Source organism: Micromonospora sp. NPDC047762 (assembly GCF_043204655.1).
Classification (GTDB): Bacteria; Actinomycetota; Actinomycetes; order Mycobacteriales; family Micromonosporaceae; genus Micromonospora.
The window spans coordinates 502,277-525,403 of record NZ_JBIDCQ010000003.1; the positions used below are offsets into that span (position 1 = coordinate 502,277).

The 23,127-nt window shown below is 72.2% G+C and carries 22 protein-coding genes; 11 read left to right on the forward strand and 11 right to left on the reverse strand.

Features of this window, described 5'->3' with window-relative positions:
* Positions 1-108: 108 nt before the first annotated feature.
* The gene (locus tag ACGF3C_RS13115) at positions 109-2,265 is read right to left on the reverse strand and encodes an elongation factor G-like protein EF-G2 (protein WP_393221630.1); all 2,157 of its coding nucleotides are present in this window, start codon (positions 2,263-2,265) and stop codon (positions 109-111) included.
* Positions 2,266-2,515: 250 nt separating this feature from the next.
* On the opposite strand from ACGF3C_RS13115, the gene pgsA reads away from it, so the two are divergent.
* The 6 genes from pgsA (at position 2,516) to pdxT (ending at position 7,571) form a co-directional block, all read left to right on the forward strand.
* A complete protein-coding gene (gene pgsA / locus ACGF3C_RS13120; protein ID WP_357204363.1) occupies positions 2,516-3,145 on the forward strand; it encodes a phosphatidylinositol phosphate synthase in 630 nt (209 codons plus the stop codon).
* Positions 3,146-3,191: 46 nt separating this feature from the next.
* A complete protein-coding gene (locus ACGF3C_RS13125; RefSeq protein ID WP_393221633.1) occupies positions 3,192-4,124 on the forward strand; it encodes a phosphatidylinositol mannoside acyltransferase in 933 nt (310 codons plus the stop codon).
* A 16-nt stretch (positions 4,125-4,140) separates the two neighbouring features.
* Positions 4,141-5,301 carry a glycosyltransferase family 4 protein gene (locus tag ACGF3C_RS13130; protein ID WP_393221636.1) on the forward strand — a complete coding sequence of 387 codons (1,161 nt, stop codon included), beginning with the start codon at positions 4,141-4,143 and terminating at the stop codon, positions 5,299-5,301.
* Positions 5,302-5,382: 81 nt separating this feature from the next.
* Complete coding sequence (locus ACGF3C_RS13135) at positions 5,383-5,886, forward strand: hypothetical protein (RefSeq protein ID WP_357227983.1); 504 nt, start codon at positions 5,383-5,385, stop codon at positions 5,884-5,886.
* Positions 5,887-6,045: 159 nt separating this feature from the next.
* Entirely contained in the window at positions 6,046-6,963 is a 918-nt protein-coding gene (pdxS, locus tag ACGF3C_RS13140; protein ID WP_357227980.1) for a pyridoxal 5'-phosphate synthase lyase subunit PdxS, read from the forward strand.
* A 2-nt stretch (positions 6,964-6,965) separates the two neighbouring features.
* Positions 6,966-7,571, forward strand: a complete 606-nt coding sequence (pdxT, locus tag ACGF3C_RS13145) for a pyridoxal 5'-phosphate synthase glutaminase subunit PdxT (protein WP_357227978.1) — start codon at positions 6,966-6,968, stop codon at positions 7,569-7,571.
* Positions 7,572-7,586: 15 nt separating this feature from the next.
* Here pdxT and ACGF3C_RS13150 read toward each other — a convergent pair whose 3' ends face one another.
* Entirely contained in the window at positions 7,587-8,438 is an 852-nt protein-coding gene (locus tag ACGF3C_RS13150) for a helix-turn-helix transcriptional regulator (protein ID WP_393221933.1), read from the reverse strand.
* Positions 8,439-8,542: 104 nt separating this feature from the next.
* Between ACGF3C_RS13150 and ACGF3C_RS13155 the strand changes: the two genes are divergently transcribed.
* The 3 genes from ACGF3C_RS13155 to ACGF3C_RS13165 all read left to right on the forward strand — a co-directional run bounded on the left by ACGF3C_RS13155 (position 8,543) and on the right by ACGF3C_RS13165 (position 10,957).
* A complete protein-coding gene (locus ACGF3C_RS13155) occupies positions 8,543-9,202 on the forward strand; it encodes an NADPH-dependent FMN reductase (RefSeq protein WP_393221640.1) in 660 nt (219 codons plus the stop codon).
* A gap of 250 nt (positions 9,203-9,452) precedes the next feature.
* The gene (locus tag ACGF3C_RS13160) at positions 9,453-10,205 is read left to right on the forward strand and encodes a YebC/PmpR family DNA-binding transcriptional regulator (protein WP_124771632.1); all 753 of its coding nucleotides are present in this window, start codon (positions 9,453-9,455) and stop codon (positions 10,203-10,205) included.
* Positions 10,206-10,342: 137 nt separating this feature from the next.
* Positions 10,343-10,957, forward strand: coding sequence for a DUF402 domain-containing protein (locus ACGF3C_RS13165; RefSeq protein WP_393221643.1), 615 nt, complete (start codon positions 10,343-10,345; stop codon positions 10,955-10,957).
* A 12-nt stretch (positions 10,958-10,969) separates the two neighbouring features.
* On the opposite strand, the gene ACGF3C_RS13170 is transcribed toward ACGF3C_RS13165, so the two are convergent.
* Positions 10,970-11,962, reverse strand: a complete 993-nt coding sequence (locus ACGF3C_RS13170) for a helix-turn-helix domain-containing protein (protein WP_357227970.1) — start codon at positions 11,960-11,962, stop codon at positions 10,970-10,972.
* A gap of 252 nt (positions 11,963-12,214) precedes the next feature.
* On the opposite strand from ACGF3C_RS13170, the gene ACGF3C_RS13175 reads away from it, so the two are divergent.
* The gene (locus ACGF3C_RS13175; protein WP_393221647.1) at positions 12,215-13,243 is read left to right on the forward strand and encodes a peptidoglycan-binding protein; all 1,029 of its coding nucleotides are present in this window, start codon (positions 12,215-12,217) and stop codon (positions 13,241-13,243) included.
* 70 nt (positions 13,244-13,313) lie between these two features.
* Here the strand turns inward: ACGF3C_RS13175 and ACGF3C_RS13180 are convergent, their stop codons facing one another.
* The 8 genes from ACGF3C_RS13180 to ACGF3C_RS13215 form a co-directional block, all read right to left on the reverse strand.
* Complete coding sequence (locus tag ACGF3C_RS13180; protein ID WP_393221650.1) at positions 13,314-15,119, reverse strand: carbohydrate binding domain-containing protein; 1,806 nt, start codon at positions 15,117-15,119, stop codon at positions 13,314-13,316.
* A 178-nt stretch (positions 15,120-15,297) separates the two neighbouring features.
* Positions 15,298-16,359, reverse strand: a complete 1,062-nt coding sequence (locus tag ACGF3C_RS13185; RefSeq protein ID WP_357227962.1) for an ABC transporter permease — start codon at positions 16,357-16,359, stop codon at positions 15,298-15,300.
* On the reverse strand, positions 16,356-17,249 hold the full coding sequence (locus ACGF3C_RS13190) for an ATP-binding cassette domain-containing protein (protein ID WP_357235677.1): 894 nt from the start codon (positions 17,247-17,249) through the stop codon (positions 16,356-16,358). The genes ACGF3C_RS13185 and ACGF3C_RS13190 overlap by 4 nt, the downstream gene beginning before the upstream one ends.
* 80 nt (positions 17,250-17,329) lie before the next feature.
* The gene (locus ACGF3C_RS13195) at positions 17,330-18,046 is read right to left on the reverse strand and encodes a response regulator (RefSeq protein WP_393221655.1); all 717 of its coding nucleotides are present in this window, start codon (positions 18,044-18,046) and stop codon (positions 17,330-17,332) included.
* The gene (locus tag ACGF3C_RS13200) at positions 18,043-19,380 is read right to left on the reverse strand and encodes a sensor histidine kinase (protein WP_357235547.1); all 1,338 of its coding nucleotides are present in this window, start codon (positions 19,378-19,380) and stop codon (positions 18,043-18,045) included. The genes ACGF3C_RS13195 and ACGF3C_RS13200 overlap by 4 nt, the downstream gene beginning before the upstream one ends.
* A gap of 125 nt (positions 19,381-19,505) precedes the next feature.
* A complete protein-coding gene (locus ACGF3C_RS13205) occupies positions 19,506-20,456 on the reverse strand; it encodes an HAAS signaling domain-containing protein (RefSeq protein WP_357235443.1) in 951 nt (316 codons plus the stop codon).
* A complete protein-coding gene (locus ACGF3C_RS13210) occupies positions 20,453-20,794 on the reverse strand; it encodes a PadR family transcriptional regulator (RefSeq protein ID WP_124862757.1) in 342 nt (113 codons plus the stop codon). The genes ACGF3C_RS13205 and ACGF3C_RS13210 overlap by 4 nt, the downstream gene beginning before the upstream one ends.
* A 131-nt stretch (positions 20,795-20,925) precedes the next feature.
* Positions 20,926-21,528 (reverse strand): hypothetical protein, encoded by a 603-nt coding sequence (locus ACGF3C_RS13215; protein WP_393221660.1) that lies wholly within the window; start codon positions 21,526-21,528, stop codon positions 20,926-20,928.
* A gap of 120 nt (positions 21,529-21,648) precedes the next feature.
* Here ACGF3C_RS13215 and ACGF3C_RS13220 point away from each other — a divergent pair, with 120 nt between their 5' ends.
* A complete protein-coding gene (locus tag ACGF3C_RS13220; protein ID WP_393221663.1) occupies positions 21,649-23,109 on the forward strand; it encodes a serine/threonine-protein kinase in 1,461 nt (486 codons plus the stop codon).
* The last annotated feature ends 18 nt before the right edge of the window (positions 23,110-23,127 follow it).

Below are 23,127 nucleotides of genomic sequence, written 5' to 3' on the forward strand. Positions count from 1 at the left end.
AAGGGCAGGGCAGGGCAGGGCAGGGCAGGGCAGGGCAGGGCAGGGCAGGGCAGGGCAGGGCAGGGCAGGGCAGGGCAGGGCAGGGCAGGGCAGGGCAGGGCGGCGGGGTTAGGGGAGTTGTTCCTTGCGGGTCTGGTCGGCCAGGTGGGCGGGCATGGGGTCGTGGCGGACGAAGTGGCGGCGGAAGGTGCCGGTGCCGGCCGTCATGGAGCGCAGCTCGACGGCGTACCGAAGCAGTTCGGTGGCTGGCACTTCGGCGCGGACGAGGGTGCGGCCCTCGGTGTCCGGGTCCGGTTCGGTGCCGAGCACCCGGCCGCGTCGGCCGGACAGGTCGCCCATCACCGTGCCCACCGAGCCGTCCGGAACCCGGATGGTGACCTCGTCGATCGGCTCCAGCAGGGCCGGCTGGCCACGCTCGGCGGCGTCGCGCAGTGCCAGCGCGCCGGCGGTCTGGAAGGCCGCGTCGGAGGAGTCGACGCTGTGCGACTTGCCGTCGACAAGGGTCACCCGCAGGTCCACCACGGGGTGCCCGGCGACCAGCCCGCGCTCCAGTTGGGCGCGGACACCCTTCTCCACGGATGGGATGTAGTTGTGCGGCACCGCCCCGCCGACCACCCGGTCGACGAACTCGAAGCCGCTGCCGCGGGGTAGCGGCTCGACCTCGATGTCGCAGACCGCGTACTGGCCGTGGCCGCCGGACTGCTTGACGTGGCGGCCGTGCCCCTTCGCAGGGACGGTCAGCGTCTCGCGCAGCGACACCTTGACCGGCTCGGTGTCCAGCTCGACGCCGCCGGCGCGCAGCCGGTCGAGCACCACGTCCGCGTGTGCCTCGCCCATGCACCAGAGCACCAGTTGGTGGGTCTCCGGGTTGCGCTCCAGCCGCAGCGTGGGGTCGCCGGCGACCAGGCGGGCGAGGTTGCGGGCCAGGGCGTCCTCGTCGGCGCGGCTCCGGGCGGCGATCGCCACCGGCAGCAGCGGCTCGGGCATCTCCCAGGGGGCGATCAGCAGCGGGTCGTCCCTGGTCGAGATGGTGTCGCCGGTCTCGGCGCTGCCTGACTTTGTGATCGCGCAGATGTCACCGGCCACGCAGAGCGACACCTCCCGCAGGGTGGCGCCCAGTGGGGTGTAGATGTGCCCGACCCGCTCGTCGGCGTCGTGGTCGGGGTGCCCGCGTTCGGCCATGCCGTGCCCGGAGACGTGCACGGTCTGGTCGGGGCGCAGGGTGCCGGAGAAGACCCGGACCAGCGAGACCCGACCAACGTGGCGGTCGATGGTGGTCTTGACGACCTCGGTGACCAGCGGCCCGGCCGGGTCGCAGCTCAGCGGCGGACGCGGCGAGCCGTCCACGCCGGTCACCGCGGGCAGATCGTGCTCCAGCGGCGACGGGAACGCGGCGGTCAGCACCTCCAGCAGCACGTCCAGCCCGACGCCGGTGTGGGCGCAGACCGGCACCACCGGGTAGAAGTGGCCCCGGGCGACGGCCTTCTCCAGGTCGTCGATGAGCACCTCGTCGCCGATCTCCTCGCCGTCGAGGTAGCGGTCCATCAGGGTCTCGTCCTCGCTCTCGGCGATGATCCCCTCGATCAGCTCGTCGCGGGACTCGTCGATGGCCCGCTGGTGCTCCGGGTCGGGGTCGCGGACGTCGGCGGGCAGCCCGGCGCTGTAGTCGAAGACCCGACGGGTGATCAGGCCGAGCAGACCTTCGGTGGACACCCCGTCGTCGCCGAGCATCGGCAGGTAGAGCGGCATCACGTTGTCACCGAAGAGGCGCTGGCAGAGCGCCACCGTCTCGTCGACGTCGGCGCGGGGTTGGTCCAGTCGGGCCACCGCGACAGCGCGGGGCATGTCGACGGCGGCGCACTCCTCCCACAGCGCGACGGTGGCCGCGTCCATGCCGCCGGCGGCGGAGACCACGAAGAGCGCGGCGTCGGCGGCCCGCAGCCCGGCGCGCAGCTCACCGACGAAGTCCGCGTACCCGGGGGTGTCCAGCAGGTTGACCTTGATGCCGTTGTGCAGCAGCGGCGCGCAGGACAGGCTGACCGAGCGCTGCTGGCGTACGGCGGCGGGGTCGTGGTCGCCGACGGTGGTGCCGTCGACCACGGTGCCGGCGCGGCCGATCGTGCCGGTCGCGGCGAGCAGGGCCTCGACCAGTGTGGTCTTGCCCGCCCCGGAGTGCCCGACGAGCACCACGTTGCGAACCCGCTCGGGCTCGGTCACCACCGGCGTGCCGCCGGTGGAACCCTTCTCGTGACTCTTCTGCGCCATGGGGCGCACCTCCCTCAGCCGGTGGTGGTGGCGACCGCCGCGCGAGGTGGAAGCGGCCCGGGGCGAGTGCGCGGCGATATCCTCCGGTGGTCTGCTGCACAGCGGGAACGGGACGGGCGGACGGGTGAGCTGGCTCACCTCCCGGCTCGATCTCACACCCGTTGCCGGGTAGGCACAAGCCTCCCCCGGGCGGGTCGGCGGTACCGTCCGTATCGCCGGAGCTGGGCGGACCGTTATCGTGGGGACCGCCATGGCGAAGATCTTCCAAGTGTCGGCCCGCGCGGGGATGACCCGCGTCGTCGAGCCGATTGCCCGCGCCCTGCTGCGCGCGGGCGTCACCCCCAATGCCGTCACCGTCGCGGGCACCGTTGGTGTGCTCGTCGGCGCGCTCGGCTTCGGTGCTCGCGGCCATCTGGTCGCGGGCGCGTTGATCGTCACCCTGTTCGCGCTCACCGACCTGCTCGACGGGACGATGGCCCGGATGAGCGGCGGCTCCACCAGGTTCGGCGCGTTCCTCGACTCAAGCATGGACCGGGTCGCCGACAGCGCCGTCTTCGGCGCGGTCGCGTACTGGCTGGCCACCGAGGGCGACCACTCCGGTGTGGCCGCCGCGTTGGTCTGCCTGGCCGCCGGCAGCCTCGTGTCCTACGTCAAGGCCCGCGCCGAAGGGCTCGGCATGACCTGCAACGTGGGCATCGCCGAACGCACCGAGCGACTGCTCATCGTCGGGGTCGGCGGGATCCTCACCGGTGTCGGTGTCGATCCGGCCCTGGAGATCGCGCTGTGGCTGCTCGCCGCCGTGTCGATCTTCACGGTGGGGCAGCGGATGACGCACGTCTACCGCCAGGCCCAGCAGCTCCAGCCGGACGGCCAGGCATGAGTGGCGTGCCGGCGACCCGGCGTCGGAAGAACTGCGGCCGAGTCGCGTGAACCTCACCGAGCTGGGCTACATCACCGGGTGGCGGGTGGTCCGCGCGCTACCCCGGCCGTTGGTGGCGGCGGCGTTCCGGGCGGGCGCGGACCGCGCGCACCGCACCGGCACCGGGGGTACGGCCCGACTGCGCGCGAACCTGCGCCGGGTGGTCGGCCCGGAGCTGCCCGACGCCGAGTTGGACGATCTCGTCAAGCGCGGTTTGCGTTCGTACGCCCGGTACTGGATGGAGGCGTTCCGGCTGCCCGGCCTGAGCCGGTCGCAGATCCTGTCCGGTTTCCGGCTCGACGGCGCCGAGCTGCTCGCCGCCGACGTGGCCGCCGGACGGGGCGCGGTGGTGGCCCTGCCGCACGCCGGCAACTGGGATGCCGCGGGCGCCTGGGTGGCGGCCACCGGTTGGCCGATCACCACTGTCATGGAGCGGCTCAAGCCGGAGGGCGTGTACAAGCGTTTCCTGGCCTTCCGAGAGGTCCTCGGGATGGAGATCCTGCCGACCCACGGGGGGCCGCGCCCGGCGTTCGACGTGTTGCTGGACCGGCTGCGGGCCGGTGCGGTGGTGCCGTTGCTGGCCGACCGGGACCTTTCCGCCCGGGGGGTGGAGGTGGACTTCTTCGGTGGGAAGACCCGGATGCCCGCCGGGCCGGCGTTGCTCGCACTGCACACCGGCGCGCCGCTCTACGTGGCCTCGCTGTGGTACGAACCGGATGCCGCCTGCGCGTCGCTGATTGGTCCGTTACCGGTGCCGGGCCCCGAGGTGGGGCCGCTGGACCAGCGGGTCCGGTCGCTGACCCAGCTGATCGCCGACGGTCTGGCGGCGGGTATCGCCCGCCATCCGGAAGACTGGCACATGTTGCAGCGGATGTGGCTGGACCAGGCGAGGTCGGGGGCGGGCGCGGCGCTGCCCTCGTCGGCCTCCGGCCCGGCCTGAGGAGGTGGGCTGACGGATGCGGATCGGCATCGTGTGCCCGTACTCCTTCGATGTGCCCGGTGGGGTGCAGAACCACGTCATGGACCTGGCCGAGGCGCTGATCGCGCTGGGCCACGAGGTCAGCGTGCTCGCACCGGCCGACGAGGATTCGCCGCTGCCGGAGTACGTGGTGTCGGCCGGGCGGGCCGTTCCGCTGCCGTACAACGGTTCGGTGGCTCGGATCGCGTTCGGCCCGGTGTCGACCGCCCGGGTTCGGCGGTGGATCACCAACGGTGACTTCGACGTGCTGCACGTGCACGAGCCGCTCACGCTGAGTTTGTCGCTGCTGGCCGTGCTCTCCGCCCGTGGCCCGGTGGTGGCCACGTTCCACACCGCGATGACCCGTTCGCGGGTCCTCGCCGCCGCGCAGGGTGTGCTCCAGATCGTGTTGGAGCGGATCACGGCCCGCATCGCGGTGAGCGCGCTGGCCCGCAAGGTGCAGGTCGAGCACATGGACGGCGGGGCGGTGGAGATCCCCAACGGGGTGGCGGTGGCCAAGTTCGCCGACGCCGAGCCGTTGCCGGGTTGGCCGGGGGAGTGCGCGGCCGGCACCGGCGGCACGCTCGGCTTCCTGGGCCGGTTCACCGAGGCGCGCAAGGGCTTCCCGGTGCTGCGCGACGCGTTCGTGGCGCTGGCCGCCACCCGGCCCGGTCTGCGGTTGCTGGTCGCCGGCCCGGGTGACCCCGACGACCTGTACGACCAGTTCCCGGCCGAACTGCACGAGCAGATCACGTTCCTCGGCCTGGTCAGCGAAGCGGACAAGGCGCGCATGTTGCGCAGTGTGCACCTCTACGTCGCACCGAACACCGGCGGCGAGTCGTTCGGCATGATCCTCACCGAGGCGCTGGCGGCGGGCACGACGGTCATCGCCAGCGATCTGGACGCGTTCCGGCGGGTGCTCGACGGTGGGCGGGCCGGCCGGCTCTTCCCCACCGGAGACTCGGTGGGGCTGCGTGACGTGCTGACCGAGCTGCTGGACGACCCGGCCGCGCGGGCCACGCTGACTGCCTGTGGCGATCAGGTGGTCGCGAATTTCGACTGGTCGGTGGTTGCTCGCCGCGTTCTGGAGGTATACGCAGCGGCGATCGAGGCAACCGACGGGCGGGTCATCGACCAGGAGTGGGTGGGGCTGAGCTGAGCCGGTGTGACGGATGGTGCGGTGGTGACCGGCGAGACCGGTCCGGCCGCGCCCAATCGGACGAAACGGAGCAGCACTACGATGCCGCACATGTGGTGGGTGGTGGCCGCGAGCGTGGTCGTGGGGCTGGTCGCGGCGTACCTCATCTGGACCGCCGGCCGGGTGGAGCGGCTACAGGGCCGCGCGGAGCTGGCGGCCCGGGCTCTCGACGCCCACCTGCTGCGCCGCGCGGCGGCAGCCGCGGTCCTGGCTGAGCGGCGTTTCGGCGTCGAGCTGTACGCGGCGGCCCGGATCGCCCTGGACGCGGGTCCGGACGAGCGGGAGGCGGCGGAGAACGACCTCACCCGGCAGTTGCGCGGTGTCCAGTTGGACTCGGGCGACCCGGACTGCGCGGCGGTCATCGCCGCGAGCCGTCGGCTCGCGTTGTCCCGGCAGGTGCACACCGATCTGGTCCGGGACGCCCGTTCGGCGCGCAGCCGGCCGCTGGTGCGTCTGTTGCGGATGGGGCGGGGCCGGGAGTGGCCGCGTTACTTCGACATCGACGACCCGACCCTCGTCGTGCCGGCGGACGTCCCCGCCGCCTGACCTTCGACGGTTGCCGCACGCTCCCGGACGGGTACGGCGGGCCGGTGACCACTGCCACAGCGCAGGCCACCGGGGGTCTGATTGGCTGTCGGTGCGGCGTTGCACCGCGCGTAGCATTTCCGCCGCCAGCCCCAGAGCACGTCCAAGGAGCGATGACCCGTGCCCGAAAACACCGCCTCGAACACCGGTAACGCCCCCGTCGTCGGCACCGCCCGCGTGAAGCGTGGCATGGCCGAGATGCTCAAGGGCGGCGTGATCATGGATGTCGTCAACGCCGAACAGGCCAAGATCGCCGAGGACGCCGGAGCCGTCGCGGTGATGGCCCTGGAGCGGGTGCCCGCCGACATCCGCGCGCAGGGTGGGGTGTCCCGGATGAGCGACCCCGACATGATCGACGGGATCATCGAGGCGGTCTCCATCCCGGTGATGGCCAAGGCCCGCATCGGCCACTTCGTGGAGGCGCGGATCCTCCAGTCGCTCGGCGTGGACTACGTCGACGAGTCCGAGGTGCTGACCCCGGCCGACTACGCCAACCACATCGACAAGTGGGCGTTCACGGTGCCCTTCGTCTGTGGAGCGACGAACCTGGGCGAGGCGTTGCGCCGGATCACCGAGGGTGCGGCGATGATCCGCTCCAAGGGCGAGGCCGGCACCGGTGACGTCTCCAACGCCACCACCCACATGCGGAAGATCCGCCAGGAGATCGCCCGGCTGGCCTCGCTGCCGACCGACGAGCTGTACGTCGCGGCCAAGGAGTTGCAGGCCCCGTACGAGCTGGTCAAGGAGGTCGCCGAGAGCGGCAAGCTGCCGGTGGTGCTGTTCACCGCCGGTGGGATCGCCACGCCGGCGGACGCGGCGATGATGATGCAGCTCGGCGCGGAGGGCGTGTTCGTCGGGTCCGGCATCTTCAAGGCGGGCAACCCGGCTCAGCGGGCCGCCGCGATCGTCAAGGCGACCACCTTCCATGACGACCCGGACGTGCTGGCCAAGGTCTCGCGGGGCCTCGGCGAGGCGATGGTCGGCATCAACGTCGACGAGATCCCGCAGCCGCACCGTCTGGCCGAGCGGGGTTGGTAGGCATGGGCGCGCCCACCATCGGCGTGCTCGCGCTCCAGGGTGATGTCCGCGAGCACGTGGCGGCACTGGCCGCGGCGGGCGCGGACGCCCGCCCGGTCCGCCGTCCGGCGGAGCTGGACGCGGTCGACGGCCTGGTCATCCCGGGCGGCGAGTCCACCACAATGAGCAAGCTCGCCGACATCTTCGAGATGCGCGAGCCGATCGACAAGCGGATTGCCGACGGCATGCCGGTCTACGGCTCCTGCGCCGGGATGATCATGTTGGCGACCGAGGTGCTCGACGGTCGACCCGACCAGCGGGGCTTCGCCGGCATCGACATGACCGTCCGTCGCAACGCGTTCGGCCGGCAGGTCGACTCGTTCGAGGCGCCGGTGACCGTCACCGGGGTGCCTGGCGAGCCGTTCCACGCGGTGTTCATCCGCGCGCCGTGGGTCGAGCGGGTCGGTGCCGGCGTCGAGGTCATCGGGGTGGTGTCCGACGGGCCGGCCGCCGACCGGATCGTCGCGGTGCGACAGGGCAACCTGCTGGCCACCTCGTTCCACCCGGAGCTCACCGGTGACCTGCGCGTGCACGCGTACTTCGTGGACCTGGTCCGCGCTGCCGGGTGACGGGGTGCCCGTCGCTCAGCCGGCGACCGCGCGCAAGCGCCCCGGGCGGCGGCCCGCCAACTCGTCGAGCGCGGTCGCTGTGGCGGCGTCGGCGGGCAACTGCACCACCAGCCGCTGCGGGTCGGCCTCGGCCAGCTCCAGCGTCTCGACGTTGAGGCGGAGCAGCCCCGCCTCCGGATGGCGCACCGTCAGCAGGCCGGCCCGTGCGGCGGTCACCGGTCGCCGCCGCCAACGGTCGGTGAACGGCGCTCCCACCGTCCGGGCCAGCCGCTCGGCGAAGGCGTCGCTGGCCGGGTCGCCTCGCCGCAGCAGGTGCAGCTCCGCAACCTGCTGGTCGGCCACCGCCGACCACTGCGGGTAGTGCCCGCGGGCCCGCTCGTCGGTCAGCACGAACCAGACCAGGTTCGGTCGCGACCCGTCCAGCAGGCCGAGCGGGCGGGCCAGCCGCTCGAACGGGTCGTTCCAGGCCAGCACGTCACCGAGCCGGTTGAGCACGTACGCCGGGGTGTCGCGCAGCGCGTCGAGCATGGCGCGGACCGTTGGCCGGACGGTACGGGACACCGTAGGCCGGTCGCCCGAACAGAGCTGTCGGGCGTGCTGGGCCGAGGCGAGCTGCCGCAGGTGTTCCCGGTCGGCGCTGTCCAGGCGCAGCGCGTCGGCGAGCGCGGCGAGGATCTCCGGCGACGGCCGGGTGTCGCGGCCCTGCTCCAGCCGGGTCAGGTATTCGACGCTGACCTGCGCCAACGTCGCCAGTTCGGCTCGGCGCAGCCCGGGGGTGCGGCGGCGCGGCCCCTCGGCGAGGCCGACCTCGGCCGGTTGCCGCGCCTCGCGACGACTGCGGAGGAACGCGCCCAGCTCTCCGTCCATCACCGACCCAGTCTGGCAGTCGGCATCGGCTGCTGGGTGGCCCTGACAGGGCCATCCTCGCGGCGGTCTCCCCGGCTCGTGCCGTCGCGCACAGGATCGTGGTCATGAGAAACGCACAGAGCATGGGTCCGCTGCGGATCGGCCTGATCGTGGGCAGCACCCGTCCCGGCCGACGTGGCACGGCGATCGCCCGTTGGGCCATGGAGGTGGCCGAGCGGCACGAGGTGGTACGTGTCGGGGACGCCGTCTGCACGCTCGTCGACCTGGCGGAGCAGGAACTGCCACTGCTCGACGAGCCGGTGCCGGCACTGTTCGGCGACTACCGGCGCCCGCACACCCTGCGGTGGGCGGCCGTGGTGGACGCCTGCGACGCCTTCGTGTTCGTCACCCCGGACTACAACCGTTCGATCCCGGCCGCGCTCAAGAACGGCATCGACTACCTGTACGTGGAGTGGACCGACAAGGTGGCCGGGGTGCTGAGCTACGGCGTACGAGGTGGCACTCGGGCAGCCGACCACCTGCGGGCGATCCTGACCGAGGTGCGGACCGTGGTGGTGCCGACGGAGGTGGCACTGTCGATCTTCACCGACTTCGACTTCACCGGCGCCGACCCTGGTGACCCGACCGCCGGCCGCTTCGCGCCGGCCGACGGCCGGGAGGCGGAGTTGTCGGCGATGCTCACCGAGATCGTGACCTGGTCGCGAGCAGGGCGTCCGGTCGACCCGGCACGGGTGGCGGCCGACCAGGCGGAGCTGGTGAGCTGAGATGGAGACCATCCTGATGTTGTGAATCCGCTTTCCCGGCGTCTGCCCGATTTGGGCAGGCGCGGGGAGGCCGCCACGCGCGGTGCGTGACAGCGACCCGAGGGACGTCGGTAGGATTGCGGAGATTCGGCAGGGCCATCTGCCCGCCACGGCTTCCACCAGAGCTGACCGGCACCTCCGCGTGCGCCGGTGGGAGCGGGGCGTGAGCGGTGCGGTCGATGCAGACGGCGGGTAGCAACGGAGGTAGAAGATGTCCGGCCACTCAAAGTGGGCGACGACCAAGCACAAGAAGGCCGTCATCGACGCCAAGCGCGGCAAGATGTTCGCCAAGCTGATCAAGAACGTCGAGGTGGCCGCGCGGACCGGCGGCGGTGACCCCTCCGGCAACCCGACGCTCTTCGACGCCATCCAGAAGGCGAAGAAGAGCTCGGTGCCGAACGACAACATCGATCGCGCCGTCAAGCGCGGCTCCGGCCTGGAGGCCGGCGGCGCCGACTGGCAGACGATCATGTATGAGGGGTACGGCCCGAGCGGCGTCGCCATGCTCATCGAGTGCCTCACGGACAACCGCAACCGCGCGGCGACCGAGGTACGGACCGCGCTGACCCGCAACGGCGGCTCGCTCGCCGACGCCGGCTCGGTGTCGTACATGTTCTCCCGCAAGGGCGTGGTGATCGTCCCCAAGGAGGGCACCAGCGAGGACGACGTGATGCTCGCCGTCCTCGACGCCGGCGCCGAAGAGGTCAACGACATCGGTGAGGCGTACGAGGTGGTCTCCGAGCCGACCGACCTGATCCCTGTGCGCACGGCGTTGCAGGACGCCGGGATCGAGTACGAGTCGGCCGAGTCCTCCCTGATCCCCAGCGTCAACGTGCCGCTGGACGAAGAGGGCGCGCGCAAGATCTTCAAGCTGATCGACGTCCTGGAGGACTGCGACGACGTCCAGAACGTCTACGCCAACTTCGACGTCAGCGACGACGTGATGGCAGCGGTAGACGCCTGACCTGACCTGACCTCGCCGCGCTTCACCCCGCCGCGATCTTGCACTTTCTGACCCGACACACCGGGCAACACCTGGCATATCGCCAACAGAAAGTGCAAGATCGCGGCGGGATGCGGGTTGCGGGGGTGTGAGTGGTGGTGGCGGGGTTTGCGGCTGGTGACACCGTGGTGCGCCGTGAGGTGCTGCGGGGTGAGGTCTGGTTCGGCTGCCCGACGATCTGCGTCGAGGATTCGCCTGACCTGCTCGCCCTCTACCTCCCACCGGGGGCCGAGTTCGGCTTCCCGGACACCGGCGTCTTCCCCTGCGGGCGGCACCCGTGGGAGGCCGCCGGGCACCGCTCCTGGTCCGGGCACGGCAAGCTGATGCTGCAACGCCCCGGTGAGGCGCACTCGATCGACGTGTTCTGGGCCGGGCCGGCGCGCGAGTTCGCCGGCTGGTACTTCAACCTCCAGGACCCGGTGCGGCGTACCCCGATCGGGGTGGACACCCTGGACCACGAGCTGGACCTGTGGTGGGCCGCGGACGCCGACCGGTACGTCTGGAAGGACGTGGAGCTGTTCGCCCAGCGCCTCGTCGAGGGGCGCTACCCGGGCATGGCGGACACCATCCAGGCCGAGGGTGACCGGATCGCCGCCCTGCTCGACGCCGGTGAGCGCTGGTGGGACCGGTCGTGGGCCACCTGGCAGCCGGACCCGGCCTGGACGGCGCCCCCGCTGCCCGCCGGCTGGGATCAGGTGCCACCCGCGCGTTGAGCGGCGGCGACGTCAGTTCCCGGGCAGCGCCGTGACCAGGAACACCTGATCCGGGCCGCCGGTGCACGGCTCGACCAGCGCCGCGTTCGCCACGTCGCTGTCGTCGTCGCGCAGGCCGACGCACAACTCGCTCCGGTCGGGCCGGATCCGGTACGCGTCGGGATTCGCTCCGGTCGGTTCGAAGTGGAACACCTGCGTCGGCCTGTTCGCGTTGCAGTCCTTCGCGTTCCAGGGTTCGAGGAAGTTCCGTCCGGGATCGTCCTCGCGGATGGTGAGGCAGCCCTTCCCGAGCACCGGGTGGACCCAGTGGATGAAGAACATTCCGTCGGCCACCGGTTCCAGCGAGGTGTCCGGTGGGGTGGCCTCCGTGCAGGGCCGCTGCACAGCTATCTCCTTCGTGTACTGGCCGGTGCGGTCGCGGCCCTCGGTGAGGCAGAGGTGCGGGCTGCGGGCGGGGCGGATCTGGCTGAGCCCCGCGCTCGGCGAACGGGCACCGTCAGCCGCCGACGCGGTCGGATCGGTGGTGTGGGCGGTCTTCCCCTGTTCGTCGTCGCGTCGTTCGATCCAGAAGCCCACGCCGAGCGTGGCCAGCAGGGCGACGACGAGCAGCGCCACCGGCGCGGGGCGCGCGAACCAGCGTGGGCGGGTCGGGCCAGAGTGCTCCGGGGCCACCGTCGTGACCGGGTCGACCGGTGGCGGGTCCGCCGCCGGGGACGGCGGGGTCAACTGACCTGCCGCGAGGCGGTGCCGGGCCCGTAGCCACGTCTCGACCTGTTCTCCCGCGCCGCACGCCCGCACGAACGCGGCCACCACCTCGGGGCGTGGCAGTGTGGACCGTCGCAGGATGTCCGCTGCGGTGCTGCGGGCCAGGACGTCGCCCGTCGACGCGGCGCGCTGTTCCAGTTGTCGGTAGGTGAGTCCCGACCGGTCCTTGAGCTGGCGCAGCATCTCGATGAATTCGGCCGGGTCGGACGCGTCGTCCGGGCGTAGCTCCCCCGTGGTCATCGCCCGATTCTCCAGACACCGCGGACGCGAGGGCAAATCAGGTCCCGGTGACTGTCCGACATGGTCGGACAGGATCCGGACAAGCCGCTGTGAGCTGCCCGGACAGCCCAGCGCGGTGACCAGGGCATTGTCCTGGTCGAGCGGGTTACCTAGCGTCTTTGTCGATGGCCGCGCCGCTGACCGGCGTACGGCCGACCGGCTCGCGCCGGCACGGGTTCGGGCTGGACCACACCAACCACACGGGGAGATTCGATGGATGACGCTGTCCGGGATCCGGTGCCGCAGGCGGCCACGGCGGGGGAGTACGTGGCGTCGCTCAGGGAGGTGCGGCGGCGTTCCGGTCTGACCTATCGGGAACTGGCCCGGCAAGCCTCGGCGGCCGGGCACTGGCTGCCGCCGAGCACCCTCGCGACGATGCTGGGGCGGACGACGCTGCCCCGGGAACGCACCGTCGTCGCGTTGCTGGCCGCCTGCGGCACCCCTGCGGTCGAGGTCGACAGGTGGCTGGAGGCACGGCGGGACCTCGAAGCTCGCCTCGGCGAGCAGGGTCGAGGGGAGAGCGACGCGCAACGGACCCCTGCCGGCCCGTCCACCGTCGTCGCGGCGGACATTCGCCCGAGCGTCGGCTCGGTTCCGCCGCGGCCCGAAGCGCCCTGGCCGGCCCGTCGCTGGCTTCGGCTGGCGCTGCTGGCGGTGCTCGGCGTCCTGACGGTCGGGGCGACCGGGGCGCTGCGACCTCTCACCCCTTCCACAGTCGACAGTTCGCCGACCGTCGGCTGCCCGGAGGTGCTGCGCCAGGGCATGTACGGCCCCTGCGTGCTGAGCCTCCAGGAACATCTGGTGGCCGACGGACTCACCGTCCCGGTCGACGGCTGGTTCGGCCCGGACACCACCAGCCGGGTGATGGTGTTCCAGGCGTTTGGCGGCCTGCCGGTCAGTGGCACCGCGGACGAGCGGTTGTTCGACGAGTTGGCGGGCGATCGCACGGTGCCCGCCACCTGGTCGGAGGACCGGATCGGCAAACACCTGCGGCGGACGTTCCCGGAGGACCCGGCCGGGGCGGTGCAGGTGGCGCGCTGCCTGTCCGGCCTGGACCCGTACCGGGTGGAGGTCGTCGAGGACGGATCGCGCCGCTGGGGGTTGTTCCAGTTCAGCGAGATGGAGGTGTCCCGGTTCGGCGTCGACCGCCAGACGGCGCTCGACGCGGCCTGGAACATCAGGGCGGCACGGGAGGTCTGGTCCCGTACCGGCGACTTCGGCCACTGGAACTGCGCGGCGTAGCTGTCACGCGTGCCGCTCCCCGTCCGGTCCACGAACCGGACGGGGAGCGTCGGTCATCCGGACCGACGGTTCACTGTCGCAGGCGGTTGGCGAAGACGTACGCGCCCACCGAGCGGCCGGTGGCGAGGCCGGCGTCCGCGTCGAAGCGATAGTGCACGCCGAGGTAGATCCGGCTCAGCGCGTTCTCCTCGGCGGCGTGGTCGAAGCCGGTCATGTGCCGCACCACGCCCACGGCGTGCGGGTCGTCCGTCGTGGCGTCGAAGGCGATCGCATCGGTGCCGAAGAACCTCTTCATCACCGCCGACCAGGCGCCCGCGAAGGTGGCGTGCCCGGAGATGTAGGCCGGGAACGCCGGGGTGTACGGCACCCCCTCGCGGGTCTTCGACAGCGGTTGCCAACCGGGGCCCTCCATCGCCTCGATCGCCGTCACCGGCCGCCACAGGTCGATGGGCGTCTGGTACTTGGCGTCCCAGGCGGCGATGGCGGCGTCGGCGAGGGCGAGGGCCACCAGCCCGAAGAGCCGGGCGTTGGCGAGGATGCCGAGCTGACGCTGCTCCGACACGATCCGGGTGTGCGAGAAGAGTTGACCCGGTGGCTTGTAGGTGCCTCCCAGGTCGTTGGCCCAGAAGAACGCGATCTGTGTCTGCTCGGGTGTCCGCAGCGACGACGTCCGACCGCCGTAGTCGCGGATCTCCTGCACCTGGGTGCGGTACTCCTGCTTGCCGAGCAGGTCGGCGTACCCGGTAGCGCCGGCCGGTAGGCCGGGCCGGAACTGCCGGCCCGAGGTGAGCGCGAACGGGGTCACCAGTCCCCAGTTCGGGCTGACCGCCGCCTTGCCGTTTGTCGGCCGCCACGCGCCGGGCACATTCTCCTGCACCGGGTAGGCGGTGGGGTTGTCGAAGCCGTCGTTGGCGCGGGCCTGGAGGTTGGCGGCGGCCGCCGCCGCACCGACGGTGTCACCACGGGCTACCTCGGCGGCGTTCACCCCGGACGGTCGGAGTGCGACAGCGGCGGCGAGGGCCGCGGAGTAGGACTGTCCCTGACCGCCGTACAGGGCGGTCAGCACGTCGTACGCGGCCCGGTCGATGGCGGCGTGCACCGACGGCGCGACGACGTTGTCCATGGTGCCCGGGTAGCTGACCGGCACTCGTACCCGGTAGGGGTTGCCGACCCCGGTGACCGAGACGGCGGCGTCGTGCATCGCCGCGTGCAGGATGGCGGCCTCGCGCGACGAGGAGGTGGGTGGCAGGTCCAGCGCCTTGTAGGTGGCCAGCAGGACACCGTTCCAGTGCAGGATCGGGTCGGTGGCCGGGTTCACGGCCAGCGGGGTGAGCGAGATGTTGTCCAACCGGACTGTCGAGGCGGTCTGGCCGCCGAAGTGGAACAGCAGCACGGCCTTCGGGTCGCCGAACGGGGATACGAAGTCGAAGGTGAAGCGACTCATCGAGGACGTCAGCGTGACGTTCTGGTCGACGGCGGAGGTGAAGGGCGTGTCCGCCCGGGAGACCGAGACGCGCAGGGAGCGGCTGACGTCGGCCGAGGCGTCGAACTGCAACCGGTACGGCTGCGCGGCCGTCACCCCGAACTCGAAGTGACCGACCAGGTCCTCCCAGACGGGCTTGCCCACTGTGGCGCTGGTGCGGACGCGCAGTTGCCCGGCGTTGACAGTGGTGCTGGTCGAGGCGAGCCGGGTCCACCAGGGCTGAGTGCTGCCGGTGTCGAACGTGCCGTTGAGGATGAGGTCGCCCGGAGCCGCGGCGGCCGGCGCGGGGCGGACGAGGGCGGTGAGGGTGCTGGCGAGCGCGACAGCGAGCGCGACAGCGAGCACGACGCTGAGCAGACGGCGGAGTTGCCGTGCGGTGATCGGTGGGGACATCGGGAGCCTTTCCGGTCCGGAAACCGGCGACGACCAGGTCGTTGCCGTGAGGATCGGCTCAACGTAGGAGTGTTCGCGCTGTTCGCGGCCACCGAACAGCGCTCGGCACGGTGCCGTACGGCAGCGGGCGCCGGCGTCCGATCAGGACACCGACGCCCGGGCGGGGCGGACCGCTGGCTCAGCCGATCGTCTCTCGCTCCCGCCAGGCGGTGCGCAGCGAGGTCCGGCCGTTGGTGCGCAGCAGTGACCCCTCGTACACCCGGGCCCCGGCGAGGAGGAACGCTCCGGCGGCGAGCACCAGGAGGAGCAGTGAGACGATCGGCTCCCAGCCGGCCGCGTCGCCGGTGAAGAGCCGCAGCGGCATGGCCGTGGGCGACGAGAACGGCAGGTAGGACAGCACGCGCATCGCCGTGGCGTTGTCGTTCAGGAAGATGACCGCGAAGAACGGCAGCATGACGGCGAGCTGCACCGGCGTCGAAACGGCGGCGATGTCCTCCTGCCGGTTGGCCAGCGCGCCGGCCGCGGCCCACATGGCGGCGAGCAGCACGAAACCGATCAGGAAGAACGGTACGAACCAGCCGATCGCCGGGGCGAGCAGGCTGAGCAGACCTCCGCTGTCGCCGATCTGCAGCCCGAGCACCGCCACCAGCGCGATCAGGGCGATCTGCGCGAACGCCAGGATGGCCCCGGCCACCACCTTCCCGGCCAGCAGGGCCCGCACCGGCACGGCGGCGACCAGGATCTCCACGATCCGGGTCTGCTTCTCCTCGATGACGCTCTGCGCGATCTGCACACCGAAGGTCTGCGAGGTGATGAAGAAGACGAACGCGAAGACGAACGGCACCAGGAACGCCACCACCGGATCGACAGCGTCCGGGTCGAGCAGGCGGACGGTCGGCTGGGTGCTCAGGGCCGTCACCACGTCGTCGGGGGCGTCGTCCATGGCCAGGACGGCTGGCCCGGTGACCACCGCGGCGTCCACGTCGTCGTCGCGGACGGCCTGCTCGGCGGCCCGGTCATCGGGGACGACCCGGACTTCCAGCCCGGCGGCGCGCAGCGGCGCGGCCAGGCTCTCGGTCACCGCCACTGTGGACGGCCCGCCGGAGAACAGCGGCGGCAGGATGGTGCCGGCCGCGGCGATCAACAGGAAGAACAGCGTGCCGAACAGGAAGGTGCGGTCGCGCAGTTTGACCCGGATCTCGCGTTCGGCGACCAGCCGGGTGGCCTGGGTGACGTTCACTGGGTGACCTCTCGGAAGATCTCGGTGAGCGAGGGGCTGACCGGGCGGAAGGCGCGGACCGGGCCGCGCGCGAGGGCGGCCCGCAGCACGGGCTGTTCGTCGGTGCCGGCCGGCAGGTCGAAGACCACCCGCGCGCCGTCCAACTCGACAACTGTCACACCGGGGTGGTCGCGTACCCAGCCGGCGTCGTGTTCCACGACCAGCTCGAAGCGGGGCACCGTGTACGAGTCGCGCAGCTGCTGCCGGCTGCCGGCGGCCCGGATGACCCCGTCCCCGATGATCACCAGGTCGTCGCAGAGGCGCTCCACCACGTCGAGCTGGTGACTGGAGAAGAGCACCGGCGCGCCGGCCGAAGCCCGTTCCCGCAGCACGGCCACGACGGTCTCCACGGCCAGCGGGTCGAGGCCGGAGAACGGCTCGTCGAGCACCAGCACCTCGGGATCGTGGACCAGCGCGGCGGCGATCTGGGCCCGCTGCTGGTTGCCCAGCGACAGCGTCTCCAGCAGGTCGTCGCCGCGCTCGCCGAGCCCGACCCGGTCCAGCAGCGCGTCGGTGGAACGTCGTGCCGCGGCGGCGTCCAGCCCGTGCAGCCGGCCCAGGTAGGTCACCTGCTCGCGGGTGGTCATCTTGGGGTAGAGGCCCCGCTCCTCCGGCATGTAGCCGAAGCGCCGGCGGTCCTGCGGGGTCAGCGCGGTGCCGCCCCAGCTCACCTCGCCCGCGTCGGGGGCGAGCACACCCAGGATGATCCGCATGGTGGTGGTCTTGCCGGCGCCGTTGGCGCCCACGAAACCGGTCATCCGGCCGGCGGACACCTCGAAGGACACGTTCCTGAGCACCTGACGGTCGCCGAAGCTGCGGTCGACGCCGTCGAGGCGAAGCGTTCTGGTCACGCACACACGCTAGATCGATCACGCCGCCGTGCCGTCCGTCCGGCGGGTGAGCGGGCGGGTCCACCTCGCGGCGGACGCCGTCACCCGCCCGGGCGGACCACCCCGTTCTCGTACGCGAACACCACTGCCTGCACCCGGTCGCGCAGGCCGAGCTTGGCCAGTACCCGACTCACGTGCGTCTTCACCGTCGCCTCGCCCAGGTGGATGGCCGCGGCGATCTCCGCGTTGCTCGACCCGGCGGCGAGCAGCATCAGCACCTCCCGTTCGCGCGGGGTCAGCCCGGCCAGCGCGGCCTCGGCGTCCGGGCCCCGGTGGGCGGTGCCCGCCGGGTCACCGGGTCGGGCGAAGGTGGAGATCACCCGGCGGGTGATCTCCGGGGCGAGCAGACCGTCGCCCCTGGCCAGCACCCGGATCGCCTCGATCAGCTCCTCCGGCGTGCCGTTCTTGAGCAGGAAGCCGCTGGCCCCGGCCCGCAGCGCCGCGAACAGGTAGTCGTCGCGGTCGAAGGTGGTGAGGATCAGCACCGCCGGCGCCCCGGGGCCGTCGGCGACGATCTGCCGGGTGGCCTCCAGGCCGTCCATCCCGGGCATCTCCACATCCATCAGTACGACGTCGGGGCGGGTGGCTCGGGTCATGGTGACGGCCCGTTCGCCGTCGGCGGCCTCACCGACCACCTCGATGTCGTCCTCCACCTCCAGGATGACCCGGAAGCCGGTACGGACGAGGTGCTGGTCGTCGGCGAGCAGCACCCGCACCGTCGGCCCGGCGTCACGCGCCTGCTGGCCTGCCGCGCTCATGCCGACGGCTCCGCGCCGGCTGCCGCCTGCTGCCTGTCGCTCGGCTCCCGCTGTGGGCCCATCGGTCGGTCCGGCGACGCCGCCAGGGGGAAGCGGGCGCGTACCCGCCAGCCGCCGCCGGCCCGTGGCCCGGCCTCCAGGTCGCCGTCGTGGGCGGTGACCCGTTCGCGCATGCCGATCAGGCCCAGTCCGTCGGTGTCGGCCCGCCCGCCGCCCCGCCCGTCGTCGGTCACGTCGACCTCCACCTCCCGGGCCAGGTACCGGACCCGCACGTCGAGCAGGGCCGCCTCGGCGTGCTTCAAAGTGTTGGTCACCGCCTCCTGCGTCACCCGGTAAGCCGTCTGGGAGACCGATTCGGGCAACGCGACAGGGTCGCCGTACACCCCGAGGGTGGCCGTCAGCCCGGCGGCCCGAGCCCGCTCGACCAGCTCGTCGATCCGTTCGACGCCGCCGGCCGGCGGCGTCGCGGCGTCGGTGCCGGTGGAGGTCCGCAGCACGCCGAGCATCCGACGCAGCTCGTCGACGGCGGTGCGGGCGCTCTGTTCGATGGCGGTCAGCGCGGTGCGGGCCTTGCCCGGGTCGCGGTCGAACACCCGGCGGCAGGCGGATGCCTGCACGCCCATCACCGACACGTGGTGGGCGACCACGTCGTGCAGCTCGCGGGCGATCCGGACCCGTTCGCCGAGCACCGCCCGCTCCCGGGCCTCGGCCTGCGACCGGCGCAGGTCCTCGGCCTGGGCGCGCAGCTCGTGCTCGCGGCGCGCGGCCACCCACGCGGTCTCGCCGAAGAAGTACCCGAAACCGAAGACCAGTACGTTGAGCAGCACGCCGGTGACCATCGCGGCGAGCACCGGTGGCACCGGTCCGACCGCGTCGGCGAAGGCATCCGCCGGGATGTGGTCGATCATCACCGCGTAGTAGACACCGAGCCAGGCGAACATCGTGGCGATCACGCCGATCCGCAGCCGGCGGGACAGTTGGCGGTCCTGCCCCCACGCGCCGACGGTGTAGAGGGCGCAGAACAGGGCCCACGAGGAGAACTGGGTCTCCGGGGCCGAGCGGGCCTGGGCGGCGATGAACGCCACCGCGACGACCAGCAGGGTCGCGGTCGGCCGGCGTCGTCGCCAGATCAGCGGGAGGGTCACCGCGACGGTCCAGAACAGCTGCTCAGGCCCGGACGGCGGTGGGCCCAGGAGGAACGCGCCGGTGCTGCGGGCCAGGGTCAGACTGACCAACGCCAGTCCGGTCATCCCCAGGCCGATCCAGAGGTCGTTTCGGCGCTGTTCCGCCGTCGGGCCCGGACGACGCCATTCCTCTCGCGGTGCCACGCTCATCCGGGAACGATGCCATGCCGTCCACCAGGCCCGTCGACCGGGCGGGCTCGTGCCGGTCCGGTCGCGTCGACGGGCGGCGGCCCGGCGCGGGGTACGCGCCGGGCCGCCGTCTCTGGTGTTGTCGCTCACGCGGTCGTCTGCTCGCGGGTCTTCCGGGCCGTGTCGATCAGGTCCCAGACCACGATCGCGGCTGCGCCCACGGCGATGGCCAGGCCGATGCCGTCCCGGTTGTCGGCCTCCGCCACCCAGGTCAGGCGCTCGGCCAGGGCCGGGTTGAGCAGGCGGTCGGAGAGCGCGAGCCAGGCCAGCGGCACCGCGAACGCCAGGTCGAGCAGCACCTTCGTGCCGAACAGGGCCCAGGTCCAGCGGTCGATCCGGTACTTCACGACCTCGAAGACCACACTGAGTGCCAGCACGCCGATCAGCGCCGGCAGCCAGAACGACCACAGGGCCGGGTCGAGGATCGCGATGTTCTCGCCGTCGGTGTCGCTCACCCAGGAGTGGTAGTGCTGTAGCGGCAGGTACGCGATGGTCAGCACCAACATGATCACGGATGCGATGGTGTCGGCGAGGGGGATGCCTCGTCGTACCGGCGCGTCGGGCAACTGGTCGACGGTCCACTCCGGCAGGTCCACGGCCGTCTGGGTGCGCTCGATGATGGCGAAGGTCACTGTGAGCCAGAAGGCGATCTGCACCGCCACCTGCATTGCCGCGACGATGCCGGGCCCGATGGCGCCGAAACCCTTTCCTTCCGCCGCCTCGACCACCGTGACGACCGTGCCGACGAGCGCCGGGATGAAGCTGAGCAGCAGCTTCAGCAGCCGCAGCCAGAGCAGGTAGTAGGTCGGGCCGATGAGCTGCAACCGGCGGTCGGCGTACCGGGCGGCCAGCACGTCGGGGTTGCCCAGCTCGGTGAGCACCTCCCGCTCGGCGGTGGTGGCGTCCTGCCCGCCATCGGTCCGGCCCTCGATCATGTCGTCGATGGAGGCCCGCAGCTCGTTGGCGATCTCGTCGCGGCGCTGGGCGGGCACCGATCGCAGGGTGGCGGCGAGGTAGCGGTCGGTCAGGGTGTTCATCGTTCCACTCCTTGGATCAGCCCGGTGATGGAGGTCTGCACGGCGGCGAGGTCGTCGAGGAGCCGGTTCAGCATCGACTCGCCCTCGTCGCTGGTCCGGTAGAACTTGCGGGGTCGGCTCTCTTCGGTGTTCCACTCGCTGGTCAGCAGCCCCTGGTCCTCCAGGCGGCGCAGCAACGGGTAGAGGGTGTTGGCGTCGACCGGGAAGCCGTGGTCGCTGAGCCGTTGCAGCAGTGCGTAGCCGTAGTCCGGTCGGCGCAGCGCGACCAGGCTGGCCACCACGACGGTGCCTCGACGCAACTCCTGTAGGTGCGTCCGTAGAACGTCCTCGCTAACCATGTGTCACACCATACTGTGTGGCACACAGTGTTGTCTACGCCGATATCATCGTGTCCGCCCAACCTCCGTCTCGAGTCGATACGACGTACGGGGCGCCCGGTCGACACCGGACGCCCCGTACCTGGGAAAAGTCAGCAGCAAACGCCCTGCCGGAAGTTCCGCTCGACGAAGCTGGCCGGGCCGACCTGGAAGTAGCCCACCCCCGGCCGGATCGGGTGCCCGGTGAACAGCTCCACCCGCGACCCCACCCGGACCAGGTACGCCTCGGCGTCCCCCGCGTCGTTGCGGATCAGCGACCCCCGCCGGCCGTAGATCGCCTCCAACTCGTCGAAGGACATGCCGACAGTCGCGCCGGCGGGGGACCGCGGCGGCGCGGTGGCCGTACCGACCTCCACCAGCCGCCCGTCACGGAAGGCCAGCAGGATCACGCCCGCCCAGGAACCGGTCGCGCCGGCGTGCACCACAGTGCCGCAGGCCGGCGCGGTCCAGTCGATGTGCCCGTTCGCGGTGAGCGCGGCCAGGCTGGCGCCGATGCGGTACACGCCGACGCCGTCGACGCTGAGCACCTGCGGGTGGCTGTGCCCGACGGCGACGGCGAGCGGACCACGGGCCGAGGCGGGCGTCGCGCCGCCGGCCAGGGGCGCCGCTGCCGCCGCCGGGCCGGCGACGGTCGCGGGGGCGAGCGTGCCGAGCGCCAACGCGGCGGTGGTGAGGAGGATCGAGGGACGGTTCATGGTGGCTCCTTCGGTGATGGGTCTCCTGCCCTCTTAGTCACCGCGCCAGCGCCAACGGTTCGTCAGATTCACGCTCGACCCGGTCTACCGTGCAGGGAAACGCCGGCCGGAGGTGACACGGTGACGGCTCCGCTGCGGATCGGGCCCTACGCCATCGAGCGGCTGCTCGGCGTCGGTTCGTTCGCGACGGTGTGGTTGGGCTACGACCGGGCGCTCGACGCGCACGTGGCGATCAAGGTGCTGGCCGAGAACTGGAGCCATGACCTGCGGGTGCGGGAACGCTTCCTCGACGAGGCCCGGTTGCTGCGGCGGTTGGAGCACGAGCGACTGATCCGGGTGCACGCCGTCGGTGAGCTGCCCGACGGCCGTCCGTACGCGGTCCTGGCCTGGGCGGACGGGGGCAGCCTGCGCGACCGGTTGGCCACTGGCGAGATCCCCGCGCCGACGGCGTTGCGGCTGCTCGGCGACGTCTGCGCCGGGGTCGCCGTGCTGCACGGCCACGGCGTCGTGCACCGTGACCTCACCCCGGGCAACATCCTGTTCCGCTCCGCCGGCCCCGGTGGCGCGGAACAGGTGCTGATCGCCGACCTCGGCCTCGCCAAGGCGCTCGCCGCCGCCTCCGGGCTGACCGCCCGGGCCGGCACCCCGGGCTACATGGCCCCCGAGCAGGACGACCCGGGCGCGGTGGTCGACACCCGCGCCGACGTGTACGGGCTCGGCCGGCTCGGCATCCGCCTGCTGGCCGCCGACCCGTCGAGCGCGAACCCGACCAGGCCCGATCCGCCGCGGCGCTCCCCGGAGATCCGACTTCGGGACGACGTGCCTCCGGCGGTCGCGGCGGTGCTCGCCCGGGCCACCGCCCACCGCCCGGCCGACCGCTACCCCGACGCCTCGACCATGTACGCCGCGTTGACCCGCGCGAGCACCCCGGTGGGACGGCCGCTCGCGTCGAACGTCGCGAGCGGTCCAGCGGGGTCGGCCGCATCGTCCGGTTCGGCGCGGCGAGAGCCCTCACCTCGGCCGAGCCGCCCGTACCGGTTGCGGCTGGCCGGGGCCGCGATGGTGGCCGTCGCCGCGGTGGGTGCGGTGGGCGCCGAGCCGGGGGGCGCCGGGTCGGCTCGGCCGGTCGGCGGCACGTATACGACCGGGCCGCTGACCGTGGCGCTGCCGGCTGGCTGGTCCGCCGCGGGCGCCACCTGGGCCGGTCAGTACGGTGCTGACGGCGAACCCGAACCGGCTCTGGTGATGTCGCCGCAACCCCGCCGCTGGGCCGCCGACCCTCGCCTGCCTGGCGCGTTCGTGGGCCTCTCCGGCAGCACGGCGGCCCGCGCCACGCCCGCCGGGTTCCTGGCCGAGCGCACGCACGGCGACTGCACGCCCGCGCCGGCCCGCGCCACCCGACAGGCCGGCGTCGAGTGGACCGTGGTGGCGTACCGCTGCGACCGGGGTCGGCCGCAGATCATCGAGTCAGCCGCCCTGCACCCCGGCCGAACCGCCCTGGTGTACGTGCAGATCGCCCCGCCCACGGAAAGCGGACCCGACTTCGTGGACACCCTGCTCGCCGGCGTACGCCTGCGGTAGGTGCGGCCGAACGCGCCC

Coding starts and splice junctions, on each gene's coding strand:
- ACGF3C_RS13175 (WP_393221647.1), top strand. CDS start 12,215: ATGGATGACGCTGTCCGGGATCCGGTGCCGCAGGCGGCCACGGCGGGG.
- ACGF3C_RS13115 (WP_393221630.1), bottom strand. CDS start 2,265: ATGGCGCAGAAGAGTCACGAGAAGGGTTCCACCGGCGGCACGCCGGTG.
- ACGF3C_RS13215 (WP_393221660.1), bottom strand. CDS start 21,528: ATGAACCGTCCCTCGATCCTCCTCACCACCGCCGCGTTGGCGCTCGGC.
- ACGF3C_RS13135 (WP_357227983.1), top strand. CDS start 5,383: ATGCCGCACATGTGGTGGGTGGTGGCCGCGAGCGTGGTCGTGGGGCTG.
- ACGF3C_RS13160 (WP_124771632.1), top strand. CDS start 9,453: ATGTCCGGCCACTCAAAGTGGGCGACGACCAAGCACAAGAAGGCCGTC.
- pgsA (WP_357204363.1), top strand. CDS start 2,516: ATGGCGAAGATCTTCCAAGTGTCGGCCCGCGCGGGGATGACCCGCGTC.
- ACGF3C_RS13170 (WP_357227970.1), bottom strand. CDS start 11,962: ATGACCACGGGGGAGCTACGCCCGGACGACGCGTCCGACCCGGCCGAA.
- ACGF3C_RS13200 (WP_357235547.1), bottom strand. CDS start 19,380: ATGAGCGTGGCACCGCGAGAGGAATGGCGTCGTCCGGGCCCGACGGCG.
- ACGF3C_RS13210 (WP_124862757.1), bottom strand. CDS start 20,794: ATGGTTAGCGAGGACGTTCTACGGACGCACCTACAGGAGTTGCGTCGA.
- ACGF3C_RS13180 (WP_393221650.1), bottom strand. CDS start 15,119: ATGTCCCCACCGATCACCGCACGGCAACTCCGCCGTCTGCTCAGCGTC.
- pdxT (WP_357227978.1), top strand. CDS start 6,966: ATGGGCGCGCCCACCATCGGCGTGCTCGCGCTCCAGGGTGATGTCCGC.
- ACGF3C_RS13155 (WP_393221640.1), top strand. CDS start 8,543: ATGAGAAACGCACAGAGCATGGGTCCGCTGCGGATCGGCCTGATCGTG.
- ACGF3C_RS13150 (WP_393221933.1), bottom strand. CDS start 8,438: ATGGACGGAGAGCTGGGCGCGTTCCTCCGCAGTCGTCGCGAGGCGCGG.
- ACGF3C_RS13205 (WP_357235443.1), bottom strand. CDS start 20,456: ATGAACACCCTGACCGACCGCTACCTCGCCGCCACCCTGCGATCGGTG.
- ACGF3C_RS13195 (WP_393221655.1), bottom strand. CDS start 18,046: ATGAGCGCGGCAGGCCAGCAGGCGCGTGACGCCGGGCCGACGGTGCGG.
- ACGF3C_RS13130 (WP_393221636.1), top strand. CDS start 4,141: ATGCGGATCGGCATCGTGTGCCCGTACTCCTTCGATGTGCCCGGTGGG.